The organism is Methylobacterium ajmalii, from assembly GCF_036448855.1.
Classification (GTDB): Bacteria; Pseudomonadota; Alphaproteobacteria; order Rhizobiales; family Beijerinckiaceae; genus Methylobacterium; species Methylobacterium ajmalii.
Map to the genome: position 1 here is coordinate 27,821 of NZ_JAZFXT010000025.1, position 16,059 is coordinate 43,879.

The 16,059-nt window shown below is 71.6% G+C and carries 12 protein-coding genes and 1 pseudogene; 8 read left to right on the forward strand and 5 right to left on the reverse strand.

What is annotated here, in order from left to right; all coding sequences use genetic code 11:
- Position 1: 1 nt before the first annotated feature.
- The 5 genes from V3T34_RS11300 (at position 2) to V3T34_RS11320 (ending at position 5,796) form a co-directional block, all read left to right on the forward strand.
- Positions 2 to 850: a transketolase gene (locus tag V3T34_RS11300; RefSeq protein WP_060847591.1), complete on the forward strand. Its 849-nt coding sequence runs from the start codon at positions 2 to 4 to the stop codon at positions 848 to 850.
- The gene (locus V3T34_RS11305) at positions 847 to 1,878 is read left to right on the forward strand and encodes a transketolase family protein (RefSeq protein ID WP_060847590.1); all 1,032 of its coding nucleotides are present in this window, start codon (positions 847 to 849) and stop codon (positions 1,876 to 1,878) included. Before V3T34_RS11300 ends, V3T34_RS11305 begins: the two co-directional genes overlap by 4 nt.
- Positions 1,875 to 2,759 (forward strand): NAD(P)-dependent oxidoreductase, encoded by an 885-nt coding sequence (locus tag V3T34_RS11310; RefSeq protein ID WP_305077891.1) that lies wholly within the window; start codon positions 1,875 to 1,877, stop codon positions 2,757 to 2,759. The genes V3T34_RS11305 and V3T34_RS11310 overlap by 4 nt, the downstream gene beginning before the upstream one ends.
- Before the next feature lie 130 nt (positions 2,760 to 2,889).
- Positions 2,890 to 3,903 carry a TRAP transporter substrate-binding protein gene (locus V3T34_RS11315; RefSeq protein ID WP_305077878.1) on the forward strand — a complete coding sequence of 338 codons (1,014 nt, stop codon included), beginning with the start codon at positions 2,890 to 2,892 and terminating at the stop codon, positions 3,901 to 3,903.
- 12 nt (positions 3,904 to 3,915) lie between these two features.
- Positions 3,916 to 5,796 (forward strand): TRAP transporter large permease, encoded by a 1,881-nt coding sequence (locus tag V3T34_RS11320; protein WP_060847587.1) that lies wholly within the window; start codon positions 3,916 to 3,918, stop codon positions 5,794 to 5,796.
- A gap of 136 nt (positions 5,797 to 5,932) precedes the next feature.
- On the opposite strand, the gene V3T34_RS11325 is transcribed toward V3T34_RS11320, so the two are convergent.
- Complete coding sequence (locus V3T34_RS11325) at positions 5,933 to 6,697, reverse strand: transporter substrate-binding domain-containing protein (RefSeq protein ID WP_060849421.1); 765 nt, start codon at positions 6,695 to 6,697, stop codon at positions 5,933 to 5,935.
- Positions 6,698 to 6,847: 150 nt separating this feature from the next.
- On the opposite strand from V3T34_RS11325, the gene V3T34_RS11330 reads away from it, so the two are divergent.
- Entirely contained in the window at positions 6,848 to 7,957 is a 1,110-nt protein-coding gene (locus V3T34_RS11330) for an FUSC family protein (RefSeq protein ID WP_091887975.1), read from the forward strand.
- A gap of 6 nt (positions 7,958 to 7,963) precedes the next feature.
- Here the strand turns inward: V3T34_RS11330 and V3T34_RS11335 are convergent, their stop codons facing one another.
- The 3 genes and pseudogenes from V3T34_RS11335 to V3T34_RS11345 all read right to left on the reverse strand — a co-directional run bounded on the left by V3T34_RS11335 (position 7,964) and on the right by V3T34_RS11345 (position 10,515).
- On the reverse strand, positions 7,964 to 9,097 hold the full coding sequence (locus V3T34_RS11335; protein WP_305077877.1) for an NHL repeat-containing protein: 1,134 nt from the start codon (positions 9,095 to 9,097) through the stop codon (positions 7,964 to 7,966).
- A gap of 407 nt (positions 9,098 to 9,504) precedes the next feature.
- Positions 9,505 to 10,071, reverse strand: a pseudogene (locus V3T34_RS11340) (hypothetical protein); the annotation flags it as partial.
- Positions 10,072 to 10,122: 51 nt separating this feature from the next.
- Positions 10,123 to 10,515: a PepSY domain-containing protein gene (locus V3T34_RS11345; protein ID WP_060847583.1), complete on the reverse strand. Its 393-nt coding sequence runs from the start codon at positions 10,513 to 10,515 to the stop codon at positions 10,123 to 10,125.
- A 339-nt stretch (positions 10,516 to 10,854) separates the two neighbouring features.
- Between V3T34_RS11345 and flhA the strand changes: the two genes are divergently transcribed.
- Both flhA and V3T34_RS11355 read left to right on the forward strand, forming a co-directional pair.
- Entirely contained in the window at positions 10,855 to 12,972 is a 2,118-nt protein-coding gene (gene flhA, locus V3T34_RS11350) for a flagellar biosynthesis protein FlhA (protein ID WP_060849420.1), read from the forward strand.
- A 70-nt stretch (positions 12,973 to 13,042) separates the two neighbouring features.
- Entirely contained in the window at positions 13,043 to 13,573 is a 531-nt protein-coding gene (locus V3T34_RS11355; protein ID WP_060847582.1) for a gamma carbonic anhydrase family protein, read from the forward strand.
- Between the two features lie 11 nt (positions 13,574 to 13,584).
- Here V3T34_RS11355 and V3T34_RS11360 read toward each other — a convergent pair whose 3' ends face one another.
- Positions 13,585 to 15,972, reverse strand: coding sequence for a putative bifunctional diguanylate cyclase/phosphodiesterase (locus V3T34_RS11360; protein WP_305077875.1), 2,388 nt, complete (start codon positions 15,970 to 15,972; stop codon positions 13,585 to 13,587).
- Positions 15,973 to 16,059 lie beyond the last annotated feature (87 nt).

Below are 16,059 nucleotides of genomic sequence, written 5' to 3' on the forward strand. Positions count from 1 at the left end.
CATGCCTGCCACAGAACCCGGGCAGAACAGCCCGTCGCTGGCCGAGCGCGCCTACCGCATCCGCCGCAACGCCCTCCTGATGGGCGAGGTCCAGGGCCAGGGCTACATCGCCCAGGCGCTCGGCATCGCCGACGTGCTGGCGGTGTCGTATTTCCACGCCATGCGCTACCGGCCGGATGATCCGGAATGGGAGGGGCGCGACCGCTTCCTGCTCTCGATCGGCCACTACGCCATCGCGCTCTACGCCGCGCTCCTCGAGGCCGGGATCCTGCCCGAGGACGAGCTGACGAGCTACGGCGCTGACGACAGCCGCCTGCCGATGTCCGGCATGGCCGCCTACACCCCCGGCATGGAGATCACCGGCGGCTCGCTCGGCCAGGGCCTGGCGCTGGCGGTCGGCTTCTGCCTGGGGCTCAAGCGCAAGAAGTCGGACTCGTTCGTCTACTGCCTGATCTCCGACGGCGAGCTCGGCGAGGGCTCGATCTGGGAGGGCGCCTGGTCGGCGAGCCACTGGAAGCTCGACAACCTGATCGCCATCGTCGACGTCAACAACCAGCAGGCCGACGGCCCGGCCTCGCAGGTCACCGGCTTCGAGCCGGCGGCGTCGCGCTTCGAATCCTTCGGCTGGCACGTCCAGCGGGTCGACGGCAACGACATCGACGCCCTCGTCCAGGCCTTCGACGCGGCCAAGGCCTGCTCGGAGCAGAAGCCCCGCATCATCATCTGCGACACCAAGATGGCGAAGGGCATCCCGTTCCTGGAAGCGCGCGAGCGCAACCACTTCCTGCGGGTGGAGCCGCAGGAATGGCAGGACGCGATCAAGATCCTGGATGCCGGGAGGCCCGCATGAAACGCTCGAAGTACACGCGCCCGGCCTGGCTCTCCGAGGCCAACACGGGTGAACGGCTGACCACCTCGGCGATGATCGCGTCGCTCGCCGGCCCCGACCAGCGCACCGCCCCGGCCCCGTTCGGCCACGCGCTCGCCAAGCTCGCCGAGGAGCGGCCGGAGATCGTCGGGCTCACCGCCGATCTCGGCAAGTACACCGACCTGCACATCTTCGCCCAGAAGCACCCCGAGCGCTTCTACCAGATGGGCATGGCCGAGCAGCTGCTGATCAGCGCCGCCGCCGGCATGGCGCGCGAAGGCTTCCAGCCCTTCGCCACCACCTACGCGGTGTTCGCGGCGCGGCGCGCCTACGACTTCATCTGCATGGCGATCGCGGAGGAGAACCTCGACGTCAAGATCGTCTGCGCCCTGCCCGGCCTCACCACCGGCTACGGCCCGAGCCACCAGGCGACGGAGGACATCGCGATCTTCCGCGGCCTGCCCAATATGACCATCCTCGACCCCTGCGACGCGCACGAGATCGCGCAGGCCGTGCCGGCCATCGCCGATCACAAGGGGCCGGTCTACATGCGGCTCCTGCGCGGCAACGTGCCCCTGGTGCTCGACGAGTACGGCTACAAGTTCGAACTCGGCAAGGCCAAGACGATCCGCGACGGCAACGACGTCCTGATCATCTCGACCGGGCTGATGACCATGCGGGCCCTCGAGGCGGCCGACGCCCTGAAGGACGACAAGATCGACGTCTCGGTCCTGCACGTCCCGACGATCAAGCCGCTCGACACGCAGACCATCCTGCGCGAGGCCGGCAAGGGCGGGCGCCTGGTGGTGGTGGCCGAGAACCACACGGTCGTCGGCGGCCTCGGCGAGGCGGTGGCGGGGCTCCTGATGCGCTCCGGCACGGTGCCCAAGGCCTTCCGCCAGGTCGGCCTGCCGGACGAGTTCCTGGATGCCGGCGCCCTGCCGACCCTCCACGACCGCTACGGCATCTCGACCGGCGCCATGGTGCGGAGCATCCGCGAATGGCTGTGAGCGCCGAGCGCCCCGTCGCTTTCGTCGGCCTCGGCTCGATGGGCCTGCCGATGGCCCGCAACCTCGTGCGCCACGGCCTTCCCGTCCGCGGCTTCGACGTGCGGGCCGAGGGACGCGCCGCTTTCGCGCAATCCGGCGGCACCCCCGCCGAGACGATCGCGGCCGCCGCCGACGGCGCCGGGGCGCTGGTGCTGATGGTGGTCAATGCCGACCAGGCGGAGGCCATCCTGTTCGGCGAGGGCGCGCTCGAGCGCCTCGCCGCCGACGCCGCGGTGGTGCTGATGGCGACCTGCCCGCCGGCCGCCGTCGCGGCTCTGGCGAAGCGGGTGACCGCGACCGGCCGGGCCTTCGTCGACGCCCCCGTTTCCGGCGGGGTCGTCGGCGCCGAGGCCGGGACGCTGACCATCATGGCGGCGGCGCCCGCCGCCGTGATGTCCGAGGTGCGCCCGCTGCTCGCGGCCATGGGCGACAAGGTGTTCCATGTCGGGCCCGAGCCCGGCCAGGGCGCCACCATGAAGGCGGTCAACCAGCTGCTCTGCGGGGTCAACCTCGCGGCGGCGGCGGAAGCCATGTCGCTCGCCGCCAAGGTCGGGATCGACGGTGCGACGGCGCTCGAGATCGTCTCGGGCTCGTCCGCCTCGAGCTGGATGCTGCGCGACCGCGGGCCCCGGATGCTAGAGGAGACCCCGCGGGTCACCAGCGCGGTCGACATCTTCGTCAAGGATCTCGGCATCGTGCTGGAGGCCGGGCGCAGCGAGAAGGCGGCGCTGCCGCTGGCGGCCTTGGCGCATCAGCTCTTCCTCGCGGCTTCCAGCCGTGGGGCGGGCGCCGAGGACGACAGCCAGGTCATCGGCTCCTACCGGGCGCTCAACGGCAAGTAATGACCCGATCTTCCCTCCCCACAACTCGCAGCGATACCGGGCAAGCCCGGGATCGCCTGGGGAGGGGAAGGCGCTTCATTTTCAGAGGCCGGCCCAACCGGCCCATCCCCCCATCCCCGAGGAAACCCTCATGAGCCACACCCTCTCCCGCCGCACGCTGCTTGCCGGCGCCGCCGCCGTCCCCCTCGCCACGGTGTTCACCCGCCCGGTGCGCGCCGCCGAGTTCGAGTACAAGCTCGCCACCGGCCAGGACCCGACCCACCCGGTCAACATCCGCGCCCAGGAAGCGCTGACCCGCATCCGCGAGGCCTCGAACGGCCGGCTCGACATCAAGCTCTTCCCGGCCAACCAGCTCGGCTCCGACACCGACCTGCTGTCGCAGGTACGCAACGGCAGCGTCGAGTTCTTCAACCTCTCGACCTCGATCCTCTCGACCTTCGTCGCCGCCGCGGCGCTGCCGAATACCGGCTTCGCGTTCAAGGACTACGACGACGTCTGGAAGGCGATGGACGGCGGGCTCGGGACCTACGTCCGCGAGCAGATCGCCAAGACGCCGATCCAGACCGTCTCGAAGGCGTGGGACAACGGCTTCCGCCACATCACCTCCTCGACCCGCGAGATCAGGACGCCGGAGGACCTCAAGGGCTTCAAGATCCGCGTCCCGCCGTCGCCGATGCTGACCTCGCTGTTCAAGTCGCTCGAGGCCGGCGCCGCCCCGCTCAACTTCAACGAGCTGTACTCGGCGCTGCAGACCAAGATCTTCGAGGGCCAGGAGAACCCCCTCGCCATCACGGCGACGACCCGGCTCTACGAGGTGCAGAAGAGCTGCAGCCTCACCGGCCACGTCTGGGACGGCTACTGGATCCTCGGCAACAAGAAGGCGATGCAGCGCCTGCCGGAGGACCTGCGCACCCTCGTCTCCCGCGAGCTCGACCGCTCGGCCGACGACCAGCGCGCCGACATCGTGAAGCTCAGCGCCTCCCTGCGCCAGGACCTCGGAGCCAAGGGAATCACCTTCATCGACGTCGACCGCCAGAAGTTTCGCGATGCGCTCGGCCGCACGACCTTCTACAAGGACTGGAAGACCAAGTACGGCGACGCGGCCTGGGAGCACCTCGAGGCGGTCTCCGGCAAGCTGGCCTGAGGGAGGCGCACGATGCATGTCGATATCGCGACGGAGACGCCGGCCCTGCCGGCGGCCTCCGCCAAGCGCGCCTGGGCGCGCACGCTCGACAAAGCCCTCGGCCCGCTGATCGAGATCCCGGCCGCCCTCCTGGTGGTAGCCGAGGTCGTGGTGCTGCTCGCCGGCGTCGTCAGCCGCTACGTCTTCCACTCGCCGATCGTGTGGTCGGACGAGCTCGCCTCGATCCTGTTCCTGTGGCTCGCCATGCTGGGCTCGGTGGTGGCCTACCGCCGCGCCGAGCACATGCGGATGACGGCGCTGGTCAGCATGGCCTCGGTGAAGACCCAGGCCTTCCTGGAGGCGGTGGCGCTCGCCGCCGGCCTCGCCTTCGTGGTGATGCTGCTGCATCCGGCCTACGAGTTCGCGGCGGAAGAGATCTTCGTCCAGACGCCGGCGCTCGAGATCACAAACGCCTGGCGGGCCGCGGCCCTGCCGGTCGGCTTCGGCCTGATGCTGGTCGTGGCGGCGCTCCGGCTGATCGAGTGCGCCGACTGGCGCCACGCGGTCGGGGCGCTCGCCGTCACCGCCCTCGTCGTCGTGGCGCTGATGCTGGCCGAGCCGCTGCTGCGCACGCTCGGCAACTGGAACCTGCTGATCTTCTTCGTCATCGGCGTCGGCGCGCTGGTCTTCACCGGCGTGCCGATCGCCTTCGCGTTCGGGCTCGCCACCTTCGGCTACCTGATGCTCACCACCCGGGCCCCCGCCATGGTGGTGGTCGGGCGCATGGACGAGGGGATGAGCCACCTCATCCTGCTCGCCGTGCCACTCTTCGTGTTCCTCGGCCTGCTCATCGAGATGACCGGCATGGCCAAGGCCATGGTGGGCTTCCTCGCGAGCATGCTCGGCCACGTCCGCGGCGGCCTGCACTACGTGCTCGTCGGCGCGATGTACCTCGTCTCGGGCATCTCGGGCTCCAAGGCCGCCGACATGGCGGCGGTGGCCCCGGTGCTGTTTCCCGAGATGAAGAAGCGCGGCGCCAAGGAGGGCGACCTCGTGGCGCTGCTCGCCGCCACCGGCGCCCAGACCGAGACCATCCCGCCGAGCCTCGTGCTGATCACCATCGGGTCGGTGACCGGCGTGTCGATCACCGCGCTCTTCACCGGCGGCCTCCTGCCCGGCGTCGTGCTCGGCGTCACGCTGTGCATGCTGGTCTGGTGGCGCTACCGCGGCGAGGACCTGAGCCACGTCCGCCGCGCCACCAAGGGCGAGGTCGGCAAGGCGCTCGTCATCGCCTTCCCGGCGATCGCGCTGCCCTTCGTCATCCGCGCCGCGGTGGTCGAGGGCGTGGCGACCGCCACGGAGGTCTCGACGATCGGCATCGTCTACGCGATCCTCGCCGGCCTGCTGATCTATCGCCAGTTCGACTGGCGCCGGGTCTACCCGATGCTGGTCGCGACCGCCTCCCTGTCGGGGGCGATCCTGCTGATCATCGGGGCGGCGACCGGCATGGCCTGGGCGCTGACCCAGTCGGGCTTCTCGCAGAGCCTCGCCGTGATGATGAAGAGCCTGCCCGGCGGGGCGCTCGGCTTCCTGGTCGTCTCGGCGGTGGCCTTCGTGATCCTCGGCTCGGTGCTCGAGGGCATCCCGGCGATCGTGCTGTTCGGGCCGCTGCTGTTCCCGATCGCCCGCCAGGTCGGCGTGCACGAGGTGCACTACGCGATGGTGGTGATCCTGGCGATGGGCGTCGGCCTGTTCGCGCCGCCCTTCGGCGTCGGCTACTACGCCGCCTGCGCGATCAGCCGGATCCATCCCGATGCCGGCATCCGGCCGATCATCGGCTACATGGCGGCGCTGCTCGTCGGCCTCGTGGTGGTGATCCTGGTGCCGTGGATCTCGATCGGGTTCCTGCACTGAGCGACGTCGGGACCGGACGAGACGGTCCCGACACCCTCGCCGGGTCATCCCGGGCCCGCGCGGCGGAGCCCGGGACGACCCGCGGAATGGGACGAGGAGCGCCCGCGGACGTCGAACGCGCCCGATCCTCTCGGCCCTACTCCGCCGCCTTCGCCAATGCCTTCTGGTAGGCGCCGCTCTTCAGGGTCCTCGTCAGCCACTCGTCGACCGCCGCCTTCAGCGCCGGGTCGCGGGTCATCCAGTAGGCCTTGTCGGCCTTGTCGAAGGTGTCGGGCACGGCGGCCGGGCAGAGCACCCCGGCGTTGAGCCGCGACTGATAGTCGACCTCGGCGCCGTCGGTGACCATCAGGTCGGCCCGGCCCTCGGCCACCTCCTTGAAGATGGCGCGGTTGTCGGGAAACACCCGCACCGAGGCGTGCGGGAAGTTGGCGTCGGCGAAGCGCTGGTTGGTGCCGCCGGGATTGACCACGACGCGGACCTCCGGCTTGTCGATGTCCTTGATCGTGACGAAGCGGCCCTTGTCGGCGCAGCGCACGATCGGGCGCTTGCCGTCGGTCAGGACCGGCACCGAGAAGTCGGCCACCGAGGCCCGGTCGGGCGTGACGCTGACCCCGCCCATCGCGACGTCGTAGCGGTCGGCGAGGAGGTCGTCCTTCAGGGTTTTCCAGGTCGTCGGCACGATCTCGACCTTGACGCCCAGCGCCCGGGCGAGCTCGCCCGCCATCACCACGTCGGCCCCCTTGATGCTGCCGTCGGGCAAGCGCAGGGAATACGGCGCGTAGTCGCCGGTCAGGCCGACCCGCAGGGTGCCGTCCTGCTTGATCGCGGCGAGCGGCCGCGCCTGCGCCGGCACCGCCGCCAGCGCGGCCAGAACGTACATGGCACCCACGAACTTGCGCATCGTCACCGCCCTGACCTTCTGCGTCGTCGTCAATTGTTCTGTCGTACGGATATCGCACCGGTCCGGTAAAGCCCGGATGACGCCCCGGCCACAGGTCGAACGATCGCAGGCGGTTGACTCGCGGGGCCGGCACCGGCTCTCACCGCGCCCATGGCCTCTTCGTCGGACAGCCCGTCTCCTCTCCTGCGCCTCCTCGCACGCCAGCGGCCGCGGCTGACCCAGAGCCTGCGGATGACCGCGGCGAGCCTCGCGACCTTCCTGCTCGCCGAGTCCCTCGGGCTGCCGCAGGCCTACTGGGCCGTCATCACCGCCCTCATCGTCACCCAGAGCAGCGTCGGCGGCTCGCTCAAGGCCGCCCTCGACCGGTTCCTCGGCTCGGTGCTCGGCGCCTGCTACGGCGGCGCCGTCGCCTTCGCGCTGCCGCATCACGGCGGCGCCTCGACGCTGCTCGCCCTCGTCGTCGCGGTCGCACCGCTCACCTTCGCGGCCGCGGTCTCGGCGGGCTTCCGCATCGCGCCGATCACCGCGATCATCGTGCTTTTGTCCACCACCGGCTCGACGCTCGGCCCCCTCGCCTTCGCCCTCGACCGGATCCTGGAGATCGGGCTCGGCTGCGTCATCGGGCTGGCGGTCTCGCTCCTGGTCGCGCCGGCCCGGGCCGCCCGGGCGGTGACCGGCCAGGCGGCCGGCCTCGCCCGGCTGCTGGCGAGCCAGCTCGCGGCGCTCGCCCGCCTCGACGTGGAGGAGACGCCGGAGGCGAAGGCCCTGCCGCCGGCGGTGCGGCGCAGCCTTTCGCGCCTCGAGACCCTGGCCGGCGAGGCCGCCCGCGAGCGCCGCAGCCGGCTCTCCGCCGCCCCCGATCCGGACCCGCTCCTGCGCACCCTGACGCGGCTGCGCCACGACCTCGTGCTGCTGCGCCGCGCCATCGCGGAGGCCGACGAGGACGTGCTGCGGGTCCACCTCGCCGAGGCCTGGGACAGGGCCGCGACCGCCGCGGCGTCCCGCCTGCGAAACCTCGCCGACGCGCTCTCGGCCGGGCGCCGGCCGGACCGGGACGGCGCCGACCTCGTGGCGGCGATCGCCGGCTACCGCGAGGCCATCGACGGGATGCGCCGGCGCCAGGTCACCCGGACGCTCTCCACCGACGGCGTCGGCCGGATCTTCTGGCTCGCCTTCACCCTGGAGCAGCTGCGCCGCAACCTCGACGACCTCGCCGAGCGGGCGGCGGACTTCGCCGGACCGGCGGCCTCGGACGGGTGAGCGCCCTCACGGCGTCCGCTTGCGCAGCACCATGTTGCCCTGGAGCAGGAATTTCTGCGCCCGCTTGCCGGTATCGACCTCGGTGGTGAAGACGTTGCCGCGGGAATCGACCGCGAGGTTGTGCACCCAGTGGAAGTCGCCGGCCATCCGGCCGTTGCGGCCGAAGCGGCCGAGGACCGCGCCGTCTTCCCGCCGCAGGGTGCGGACCTCGTTGTTGGCGCCGTCGGCGTTCATCAGGTAGCTCTGCGCCTCGTCCGGCCACAGGGCGAGCTCCCAGACCGAGCCGTTGGCCCGGGTCTGCGGCTCGACGGTGAATTCCTTCACGAAGGTGCCGTCGCGGCGAAACACCTGGACCCGGTCGTTGGTGCGGTCGCAGACGTAGACGAGGCCGTCGCGGGCGACCTGGATGCAGTGGACCGGGTTGCGGAACTGCCGGGGCAAGGGCGCCGCCGGGTCGTAGGGGCCGAGCGCCTCGTCGGTCGGCGGCGCGCCGTAGGCGCCCCACATCCGCTTGAAGGCGCCCGTCTCGGCGTCGAACACGATGACCCGGTGGTTGTAGTAGCCGTCGGCGACGTAGAGCTCGTTCGTCTCCGGGTCGACCTGCATGTTGGCCGGGCGGCCGAGCCGCGTGGTGTCGCGGCTGTCGGTCTGCGGCCCGGACTTGCCGATCTGCATCACGAAGCGGCCGTCCTGGGTGAACTTCAGGATCTGGCCGTCCTGCTCGCCGTTGCCGGCGAGCCAGACGAAGCCCTTGTGATCGATGTGGATGCCGTGCTCGTTCTGCGGCCAGTCGTAGCCCTCGCCGGGCCCGCCCCAGGACTTGATCAGGGTACCGTCCTGGTCGAACACCAGCACCGGCGGGGCCGGGACACAGCAGCGGGTGCGCGGGGGGGTGAGGCTCGCGGCCTTCTCGTCGTCGGTCAGGGTGCGCGGGCGCTGGATCACCCAGACGTGGTCCTGGGCATCCACCGCGACGCCCGCGGCCTGGCCCATGATCCAGTTGTTCGGCAGCGGCTTCGGCCAGGCCGGATCGACCCGGAAGGCCGGCGGCTCCTCGGCGTGGGCCGGGCCGGCGAGCGGACCCGCCCAGACGAGAGGCCCCGCGCAGACGAGGGCGACGAGGACGGCGATCCGGCGCATGACTTCCTCCCGGTCCGGTTGTTGCCGGTACTGTAGAGGAGGAAGGCCCGGGCGCACCAGCGCCGGTGCGGCGGAGAGGCCGAAGGGAAGCCCGGCCTCACGGAAGCGGCGGCGGGGTCGCCCCCGCCGCCGCGTTCCTCACTGATGATCGATCGCTAGGATCAGCGACGCTCGGTGCCGAGCGTCTGACGGGCCGGAGGCAGTTCGTCCTCGAGGCCGAGGCCCCGCTCCCGGGTGGTGCCGGGCAGGCCGGCATCGACCGTCCGGGCGGTCGGCGCGGCGCCCGCGGCGAACGGCATGCCGCCGGTGTTGAGGCCGGTGGTGGTGCTGCCGGCCGCGCCGACCGCCGACGAGCCGCCGGCGACCGCCGCCGGGTTGGTCAGCGAGGGCGCGGTCTCGTCGTGCCGCCCGGTCCAGCCGTCCTGGCGCCAGGTCTTGGCGCGGTCATCCATGTCGATCGAGCCGTGCTCCTTGAGGATCGAGTAGACACGGTCGGCATGGGTGTCGTCGGCCCGCACGGTCACCAGGGTGCCGCCGCGGCGCACGCCCTCGGCGTAGCTGTGGGCGTGCTCCTCGCTGAGGCCCGCGCCGGTGAGCGAGCCGATCAGGCCGCCCGCCGCGGCGCCGACGCCGGCGCCGGCGAGCGTCGCGACGAGCCAGCCGGCGGCGACCACCGGGCCGACGCCCGGGATGGCGAGCAGGCCGAGGCCGGTGAGCAGGCCGGCGCCGCCGCCGAGCACGGTGCCGACCGACGCGCCGGCGCCGGCGCCGTTCGTGGCGTCGTGCGCGGTCTCGCCGGTCGTCGTGGTGGTGGTGCCGTCACGCATGCCGAGGTGGCCGGAATAGCGGTCGCCCTGGTTGTTGGCCACGATGCTGATGTCGGCGTGGGGCACGCCGGCCGCCTCCACCTTGCGCACCGCCGCGGAGGCGTCGTCGTAGCTGTCGAACAGGGCCGTGAGGGTACGGGTCGCCATGGGCATCGTCCTTGTGTTCGGGGAGAGGGAGGGCAGCTGCGAGGGACCGCCTTACCGGGCGGTCGAGACGTTGCCCTTGAAGTCGAGGCCGACCATCACGGTGTTGCCGGCCTGCATGGCCTGGCCGCGCCAGATGCCCTGGTCGTCCTTCTTGAGCTCCTTCACGTCCTTGAAGCCGGCCTGCTCCATGCGGCTGCGGGCCTGGGCCTCGGTGAAGCTGTTGGCGCCGGGCTCGAGCTTGGCGTTGGTGGCGACCGTGCCGGTGGAGCCCGGGTTGTTCTTGTCCATCATGTCGGTGTTGGGCCGGGTCACCGCCTCCTGGCCCTGCGACTGGGTGCTGGGCTTGGCGTCGCGGGCCGGATCGCCCGTCACGGTGGTCTGGGCCTGCGCCGCGCCGGCGCCGAGCATGCCGAGGGCCGCGAGGGTGATGAGGGTCTTGCGCATGGTCTCCTCGAACCTTGTCTGAGCGATCGATGCCATCTCAATCATTGCCGCGCGTCTTGGTTCCGCAGGAGGAGCGTCGTGGATCGGTCTTATTGCGGACAATAGAGAGGGAACCGTCGAGCTTGTTCCGATTTCCGCAGGATTACATTGCGCGCCATGATGCGATGCACAAAATCGGGTCGGTAAAATCGTTCCGTCGGCGGGTGGATTATTATGGGAGGGGCGCTCGCGCGGCGTGCCGCCGAGTCCGGTCGCGACGGCCCTCTCCAGCCGCATTAACCATTCCCTAACCATGAACCCGGCAGGAATTGCCGGGTGGCGGTGGGGTGTGGGATCGACATGAGCGAGACGGGGGCCCTCGGCGCAGGCCGCATCTTCGCGCTGCCGTCGCGGGCGGATCTGGTCGCGCTCACGCGGCGCAGCGACCTGGTGCTGGCGGTCTCGGTGCTCGCCATCCTGGTGGTGCTGATCTTCCCGCTGCCGGCGCTCCTGCTCGACCTGCTGCTCGCGGTCTCGATCATCCTGTCGGTCCTGATCCTGATGACCGGCCTGTTCATCGAGAACCCGCTCGAGTTCACGGTCTTCCCGACGGTGCTGCTCATCACCACGATGCTGCGGCTGGCGCTCAACCTCGCCTCGACGCGGCTGATCCTCGGCCACGGCCACGAGGGCACGGCGGCGGCCGGCCACGTCATCGAGGCCTTCGGCCACTTCGTGATGGGCGGCAACTTCCTGATCGGGATCATCGTCTTCGCGATCCTGATCATCGTGAACTTCGTCGTCATCACCAAGGGCTCGGGGCGCATCGCCGAGGTCGCGGCCCGCTTCTCCCTCGACGCGATGCCCGGCAAGCAGATGGCGATCGACGCCGACCTCTCGGCCGGCCTCATCGACGAGAAGACCGCCCGGTCGCGCCGCCAGTCGCTCGAGGACGAATCCTCGTTCTTCGGCGCCATGGACGGCGCCTCGAAATTCGTGCGCGGCGACGCGATCGCGGCGCTCCTCATCACGGTCATCAACGTGGTGGGCGGGATCATCATCGGCGTCGCCCAGCAGGGCCTGACCTTCGCGGAGGCCGGCAAGACCTACACGCTGCTGACCGTCGGCGACGGCCTGGTGAGCCAGGTCCCGGCGCTGGTCGTCTCGACCGCCGCCGGCCTCCTCGTCTCCAAGGCCGGCGTGCGCGGTCCGGCGAGCCGGGCGCTGGGGCGCCAGATCGCCAACTACCCCAAGGCGCTCGGCATGTCGGCCGCGGTGATGATCCTGATCGGGCTCCTGCCCGGCATCCCGATGCTGCCGTTCCTCGCGCTCGGCTTCGGCGCCGCCTACCTCGCCCGCCGCATCGCCCTCCTGCCGACCCCCGCGCAGGCCGACGCCGCGGAGGCCAAGGCCGCCGAGGCGACCGCCGCGGAGGCCAAGGAGGAGACGGCGGCCGACCTCCTCAAGCTCGACGACCTCAAGCTCGAGATGGGCTACGCCCTCCTGTCCCTCGTCAACGGGCCGGCCGGCCAGGACCGCCTCACCGACCAGATCCGGGCTCTGCGCCGCCAGCTCGCGGCGGAACTCGGTTTCGTGATGCCCTCGGTGCGCATCCTCGACAACGTCCAGCTCGAGGCCCACACCTACGTGGTCCGGGTCAAGGAGATCGAGGCCGGCACCGGCCAGATCTTCCCGGGCCAGTTCATGGCGATGGACCCGATGGGCGGGCAGGTCCAGCTGCCCGGCCAGCACCTGATGGAGCCGACCTTCGGGCTGCCGGCGACCTGGGTCGACGCGGCGTTGCGCGACGAGGCCCAGCTCAAGGGCTACACCGTGGTCGACGCCGCCACCGTGGTCTCGACCCACCTCACCGAGGTGATCAAGGCCCACGTCTCCGACCTCCTCAACCACGTCGAGGTGCAGAAGCTCCTGAAGGAGCTGCCCAAGGAGCACGGCGAGCTCCTCAAGGAGGTGGTGCCGAGCCAGATCGCCACCACGGGGATCCAGCGGGTGCTGCAATACCTGCTCTCCGAGCGGGTCTCGATCCGCGACCTCGGCACCATCGTGGAGGGCATCGCCGAGGTCGCCGGCCACATCAAGAACCCGCGCGACATCGTCGAGCACGTCCGCGCCCGCCTGGGCCGCCAGATCTGCGCCCAGTACCAGGGGCCGGGCGGCGTCCTGCCGATCATCACCCTCTCGCCGGCCTGGGAGACCGCCTTCATGGAGGCGATCGTCGGCCACGGCGACGATCGCCACCTCGCGATGCAGCCCTCCAAGCTGTCGGACTTCGTCACCACGGTGCGCGACCGCTTCGAGGAGGCGGCCCGGATCGGCGAGATGCCGGTGCTGGTCACCTCGGTCCAGGCCCGGCCCTTCGTGCGCTCGATCATCGAGCGCTTCCGCCGCGAGACCCCGGTGATGAGCCAGGCCGAGATCCACCCGCGGGCGCGGCTGAAGACCGTCGGCTCGGTGTGAGCCGCCCCGCTCCGGGCTGACGCCGCCCTCCCGCCATGCGAAAGGGAGGACAAACCACCCGGAGGATCCGATGCCGCTCTACGCCCTCGACACCGTCAGCCCGGTCGTGCCGGAGGATGCCAGCGCCTGGATCGCCCCGGATGCCCACGTGATCGGGCGGGTGCGGCTCGGCCGCGAGGTCGGCGTGTGGTTCGGCGCGGTGATCCGCGGCGACAACGAGCCGATCACGGTCGGGGACCGCACCAACGTCCAGGAGGGCGCGGTGCTCCACACCGATGCGGGCTTCCCGCTCACCCTCGGCGAGGGCATCACGGTCGGGCACGGCGCCATCGTGCACGGCTGCACGATCGGCGACAATTCGCTGATCGGGATGGGCGCGACGATCCTCAACGGGGCGAAGATCGGCCGCAACTGCCTCGTCGGCGCCAACGCGCTCGTCACCGAGGGCAAGGAATTTCCCGACAACAGCCTGATCGTCGGCGCCCCGGCCAAGGCGGTGCGGGTGCTCGACGAGGCGGCGGTGGCGGGCTTGCGCGCCTCGGCCGACCGCTACGTCGCCAACGCCAAGCGCTTCGCGCAAGGGTTGCGGCGGATCGACTGAGGCGCTCCGCCTCAGGCGGCCGCGCTCGTGCCGTCGGGCGTCGCCGCCGGGTCGGCCGTCCCCGCCGGGGCCTCGCCGGTCGAGGCGGTGTGCTCGGCGAAATGCGCGATCGGGCCGGGGCGGCCGAGGAGGTAGCCCTGCGCCTCCTGGCAGGCCTCGGCGCCCAGGAAGGCGAGCTCGGCCGAGGTCTCGACGCCCTCGGCCAGGACCGGCAGGCCGAGGCCGCGACCCAGCCCCAGCACCGCCCTCATGATCGCGGCGGTCTCGTGGTTCACGTCGACGGCGCGGATGAACGAGCGGTCGATCTTGATCTTGTCGAACGGGAAGGCGCGCAGGTTCGACAGCGACGAGTAGCCGGTGCCGAAATCGTCCATGGCGATGCGGACGCCGAGCGCCTTGATCCGCCGCAGGGTGGCGAGCGCCCGCATGGGATCGCGGATCAGCGCCGTCTCGGTGATCTCCAGTTCGAGCCGGGCCGGCGACAGGCCGGTGGCGACCAGGACCTCGTGGACGAGCTCGGCGAAGCCCGGGGCGTGGAGCTGGACCGGCGAGACGTTGACGGCGATGCGCAGCGGCTTGTCCCAGGAGGCGGCCTCCCGGCAGCTCTCGCGCAGCACCCACTCGCCGATGGCGAGGATGCTGCCGGTCTTCTCGGCGATCGGAATGAACAGCTCGGGCGAGACGGCGCCGCGCTCGGGATGGTGCCAGCGCAGCAGCGCCTCGAAGCCCACGATCGCGCCGCTCTCGACGCGGGTCTGCGGCTGGTAGACCATCTGCAGCTCGCCCCGCTCGACGGCGTGGCGCAGGTCGTGCTCGAGGGCGCGGCGGTCGCGGATCCGCGCGGCCAGGACCGGCTCGAAGAAGCGGAAGGTTCCCCGCCCCTGGCTCTTGGCGCAGTAGAGCGCGGCATCGGCGTGGTTGAGCAGGGTCTGGCCGTCCTGCGCGTCGTCCGGGCAGAGCGCGATGCCGATGCTGATCGCCAGGAGCGGCCCGTTCCCCGCCCGGGCGTTGCCCTCCCGGATCACCCGCAGGATCTCCTCGGCGAGCCGGCCCGCATCCGCCGCGCCCGAGACGCCCGGCATCAGGATCGCGAACTCGTCGCCGCCCAGGCGCGCCATGACCTGGCGCGGCCCGAGCGACGGCGCGGTCCAGCGCGCCAGGGCCTGCAGCAGCCCGTCGCCCATGGCGTGCCCGTAGAGGTCGTTGACGTCCTTGAACCGGTCGAGGTCGAGACAGAGCACCGCCACCATCCGGCCGGAATCCCGCGACGAGGCGATCGCCTCGTCCAGGCGGGCGCGGAAGGTCGCGCGGTTGGGAAGCCCCGTGAGGGTGTCGTGATGGGCCAGGAACGCGATGTGTCGCTCGGCCTCGCGCCGCGCCCGCAGGTCGCGGAACGCGATGGCGTGGCAGGGCCGGCTGCCGAGCGGGCGGCGGATCACGTCGACCGGCCGCGTCGTCCCGTCCGCCCCGGTCAGCTCGGCCTCGACGACCCGCCCGACCGGGCCGGCATCGAGCTGGCGCATCGTCGCCGCGGGCAGGATCTCGGCGATCGACCGGCCGACCAGCGCGGCCGGCGCCCGGCCGATCAGCTCGGCGAGGCTGGTGTTGACGGTGACGATGCGGCCCGCCTCGACCACCGCCAGCCCCTCGACCGCGGCATCCGCGAGGCTGTGCATCAGTTCCTGCGCCTCGCGCCGGCGGCGCATCCGCCCGTCGAGGGTCAGGCCCGCGAAGACGAGGACGAGGAGCGTCAGGCTGGCAAAGCCCAGCGAGGCGGCGAATTCGCCGTCGACGGGCACGGGCGCGATCCGGCCGCCGGCGGCGGCGAGCCCGGCGACGTGCGGCAGCGCGCCCGCGCCGGCCAGGATCACCGCGCCGATCATGCGGCCCGCCGGGCTCTCCCGCAGGCTCAGGGAGAGGGTGAGGCCGGACAGGGCGACGGCGCCCGCAGCCGCGAGGCCGAGGGCCGCCAGCCACGCCGGCGACCCCGCGCCCGGCAGGCTCGCCGCCAAGGCGGCACCGACCGCCGCGAGGCCGGAGCCGAGGAGGAGACCGCCGAGCGCCGGCCCGACCCGGCGCGGGGCCGAGACGGCGGCCCGCAGGCCGGTCCCGGCGAGGCCGACCATCAGGACGAGGGCGAGGAGCAGGATCCCGCCGTGGCGCAGGAGGTCGGCGGCCGGGCGGATCGAGGCCTGGGCGATGACCTGGCTCGCCCACAGCCCGAACCCGCCGGCGACCGCGGCGGTCGAGAGCCAGATTCCCCGGCTGGTGCCGGCGGCGGCGCGGGCGTGCTGCAGCAGGTCGACCATGGTGATCGAGGCGAGCACGCCGATCAGGACCGACAGGCCGATGAGCCGCCCGTCATGCAGGGCGAGCAGGGTTCCGGCGGTCTGCAGCATGGAGGGCCCGCATCCGATCGCGACGGGGCCACCGTGCCGGTCTCACGGTTGCGAACCGGTAAAATACACCTGCCGAATCATTCGGTA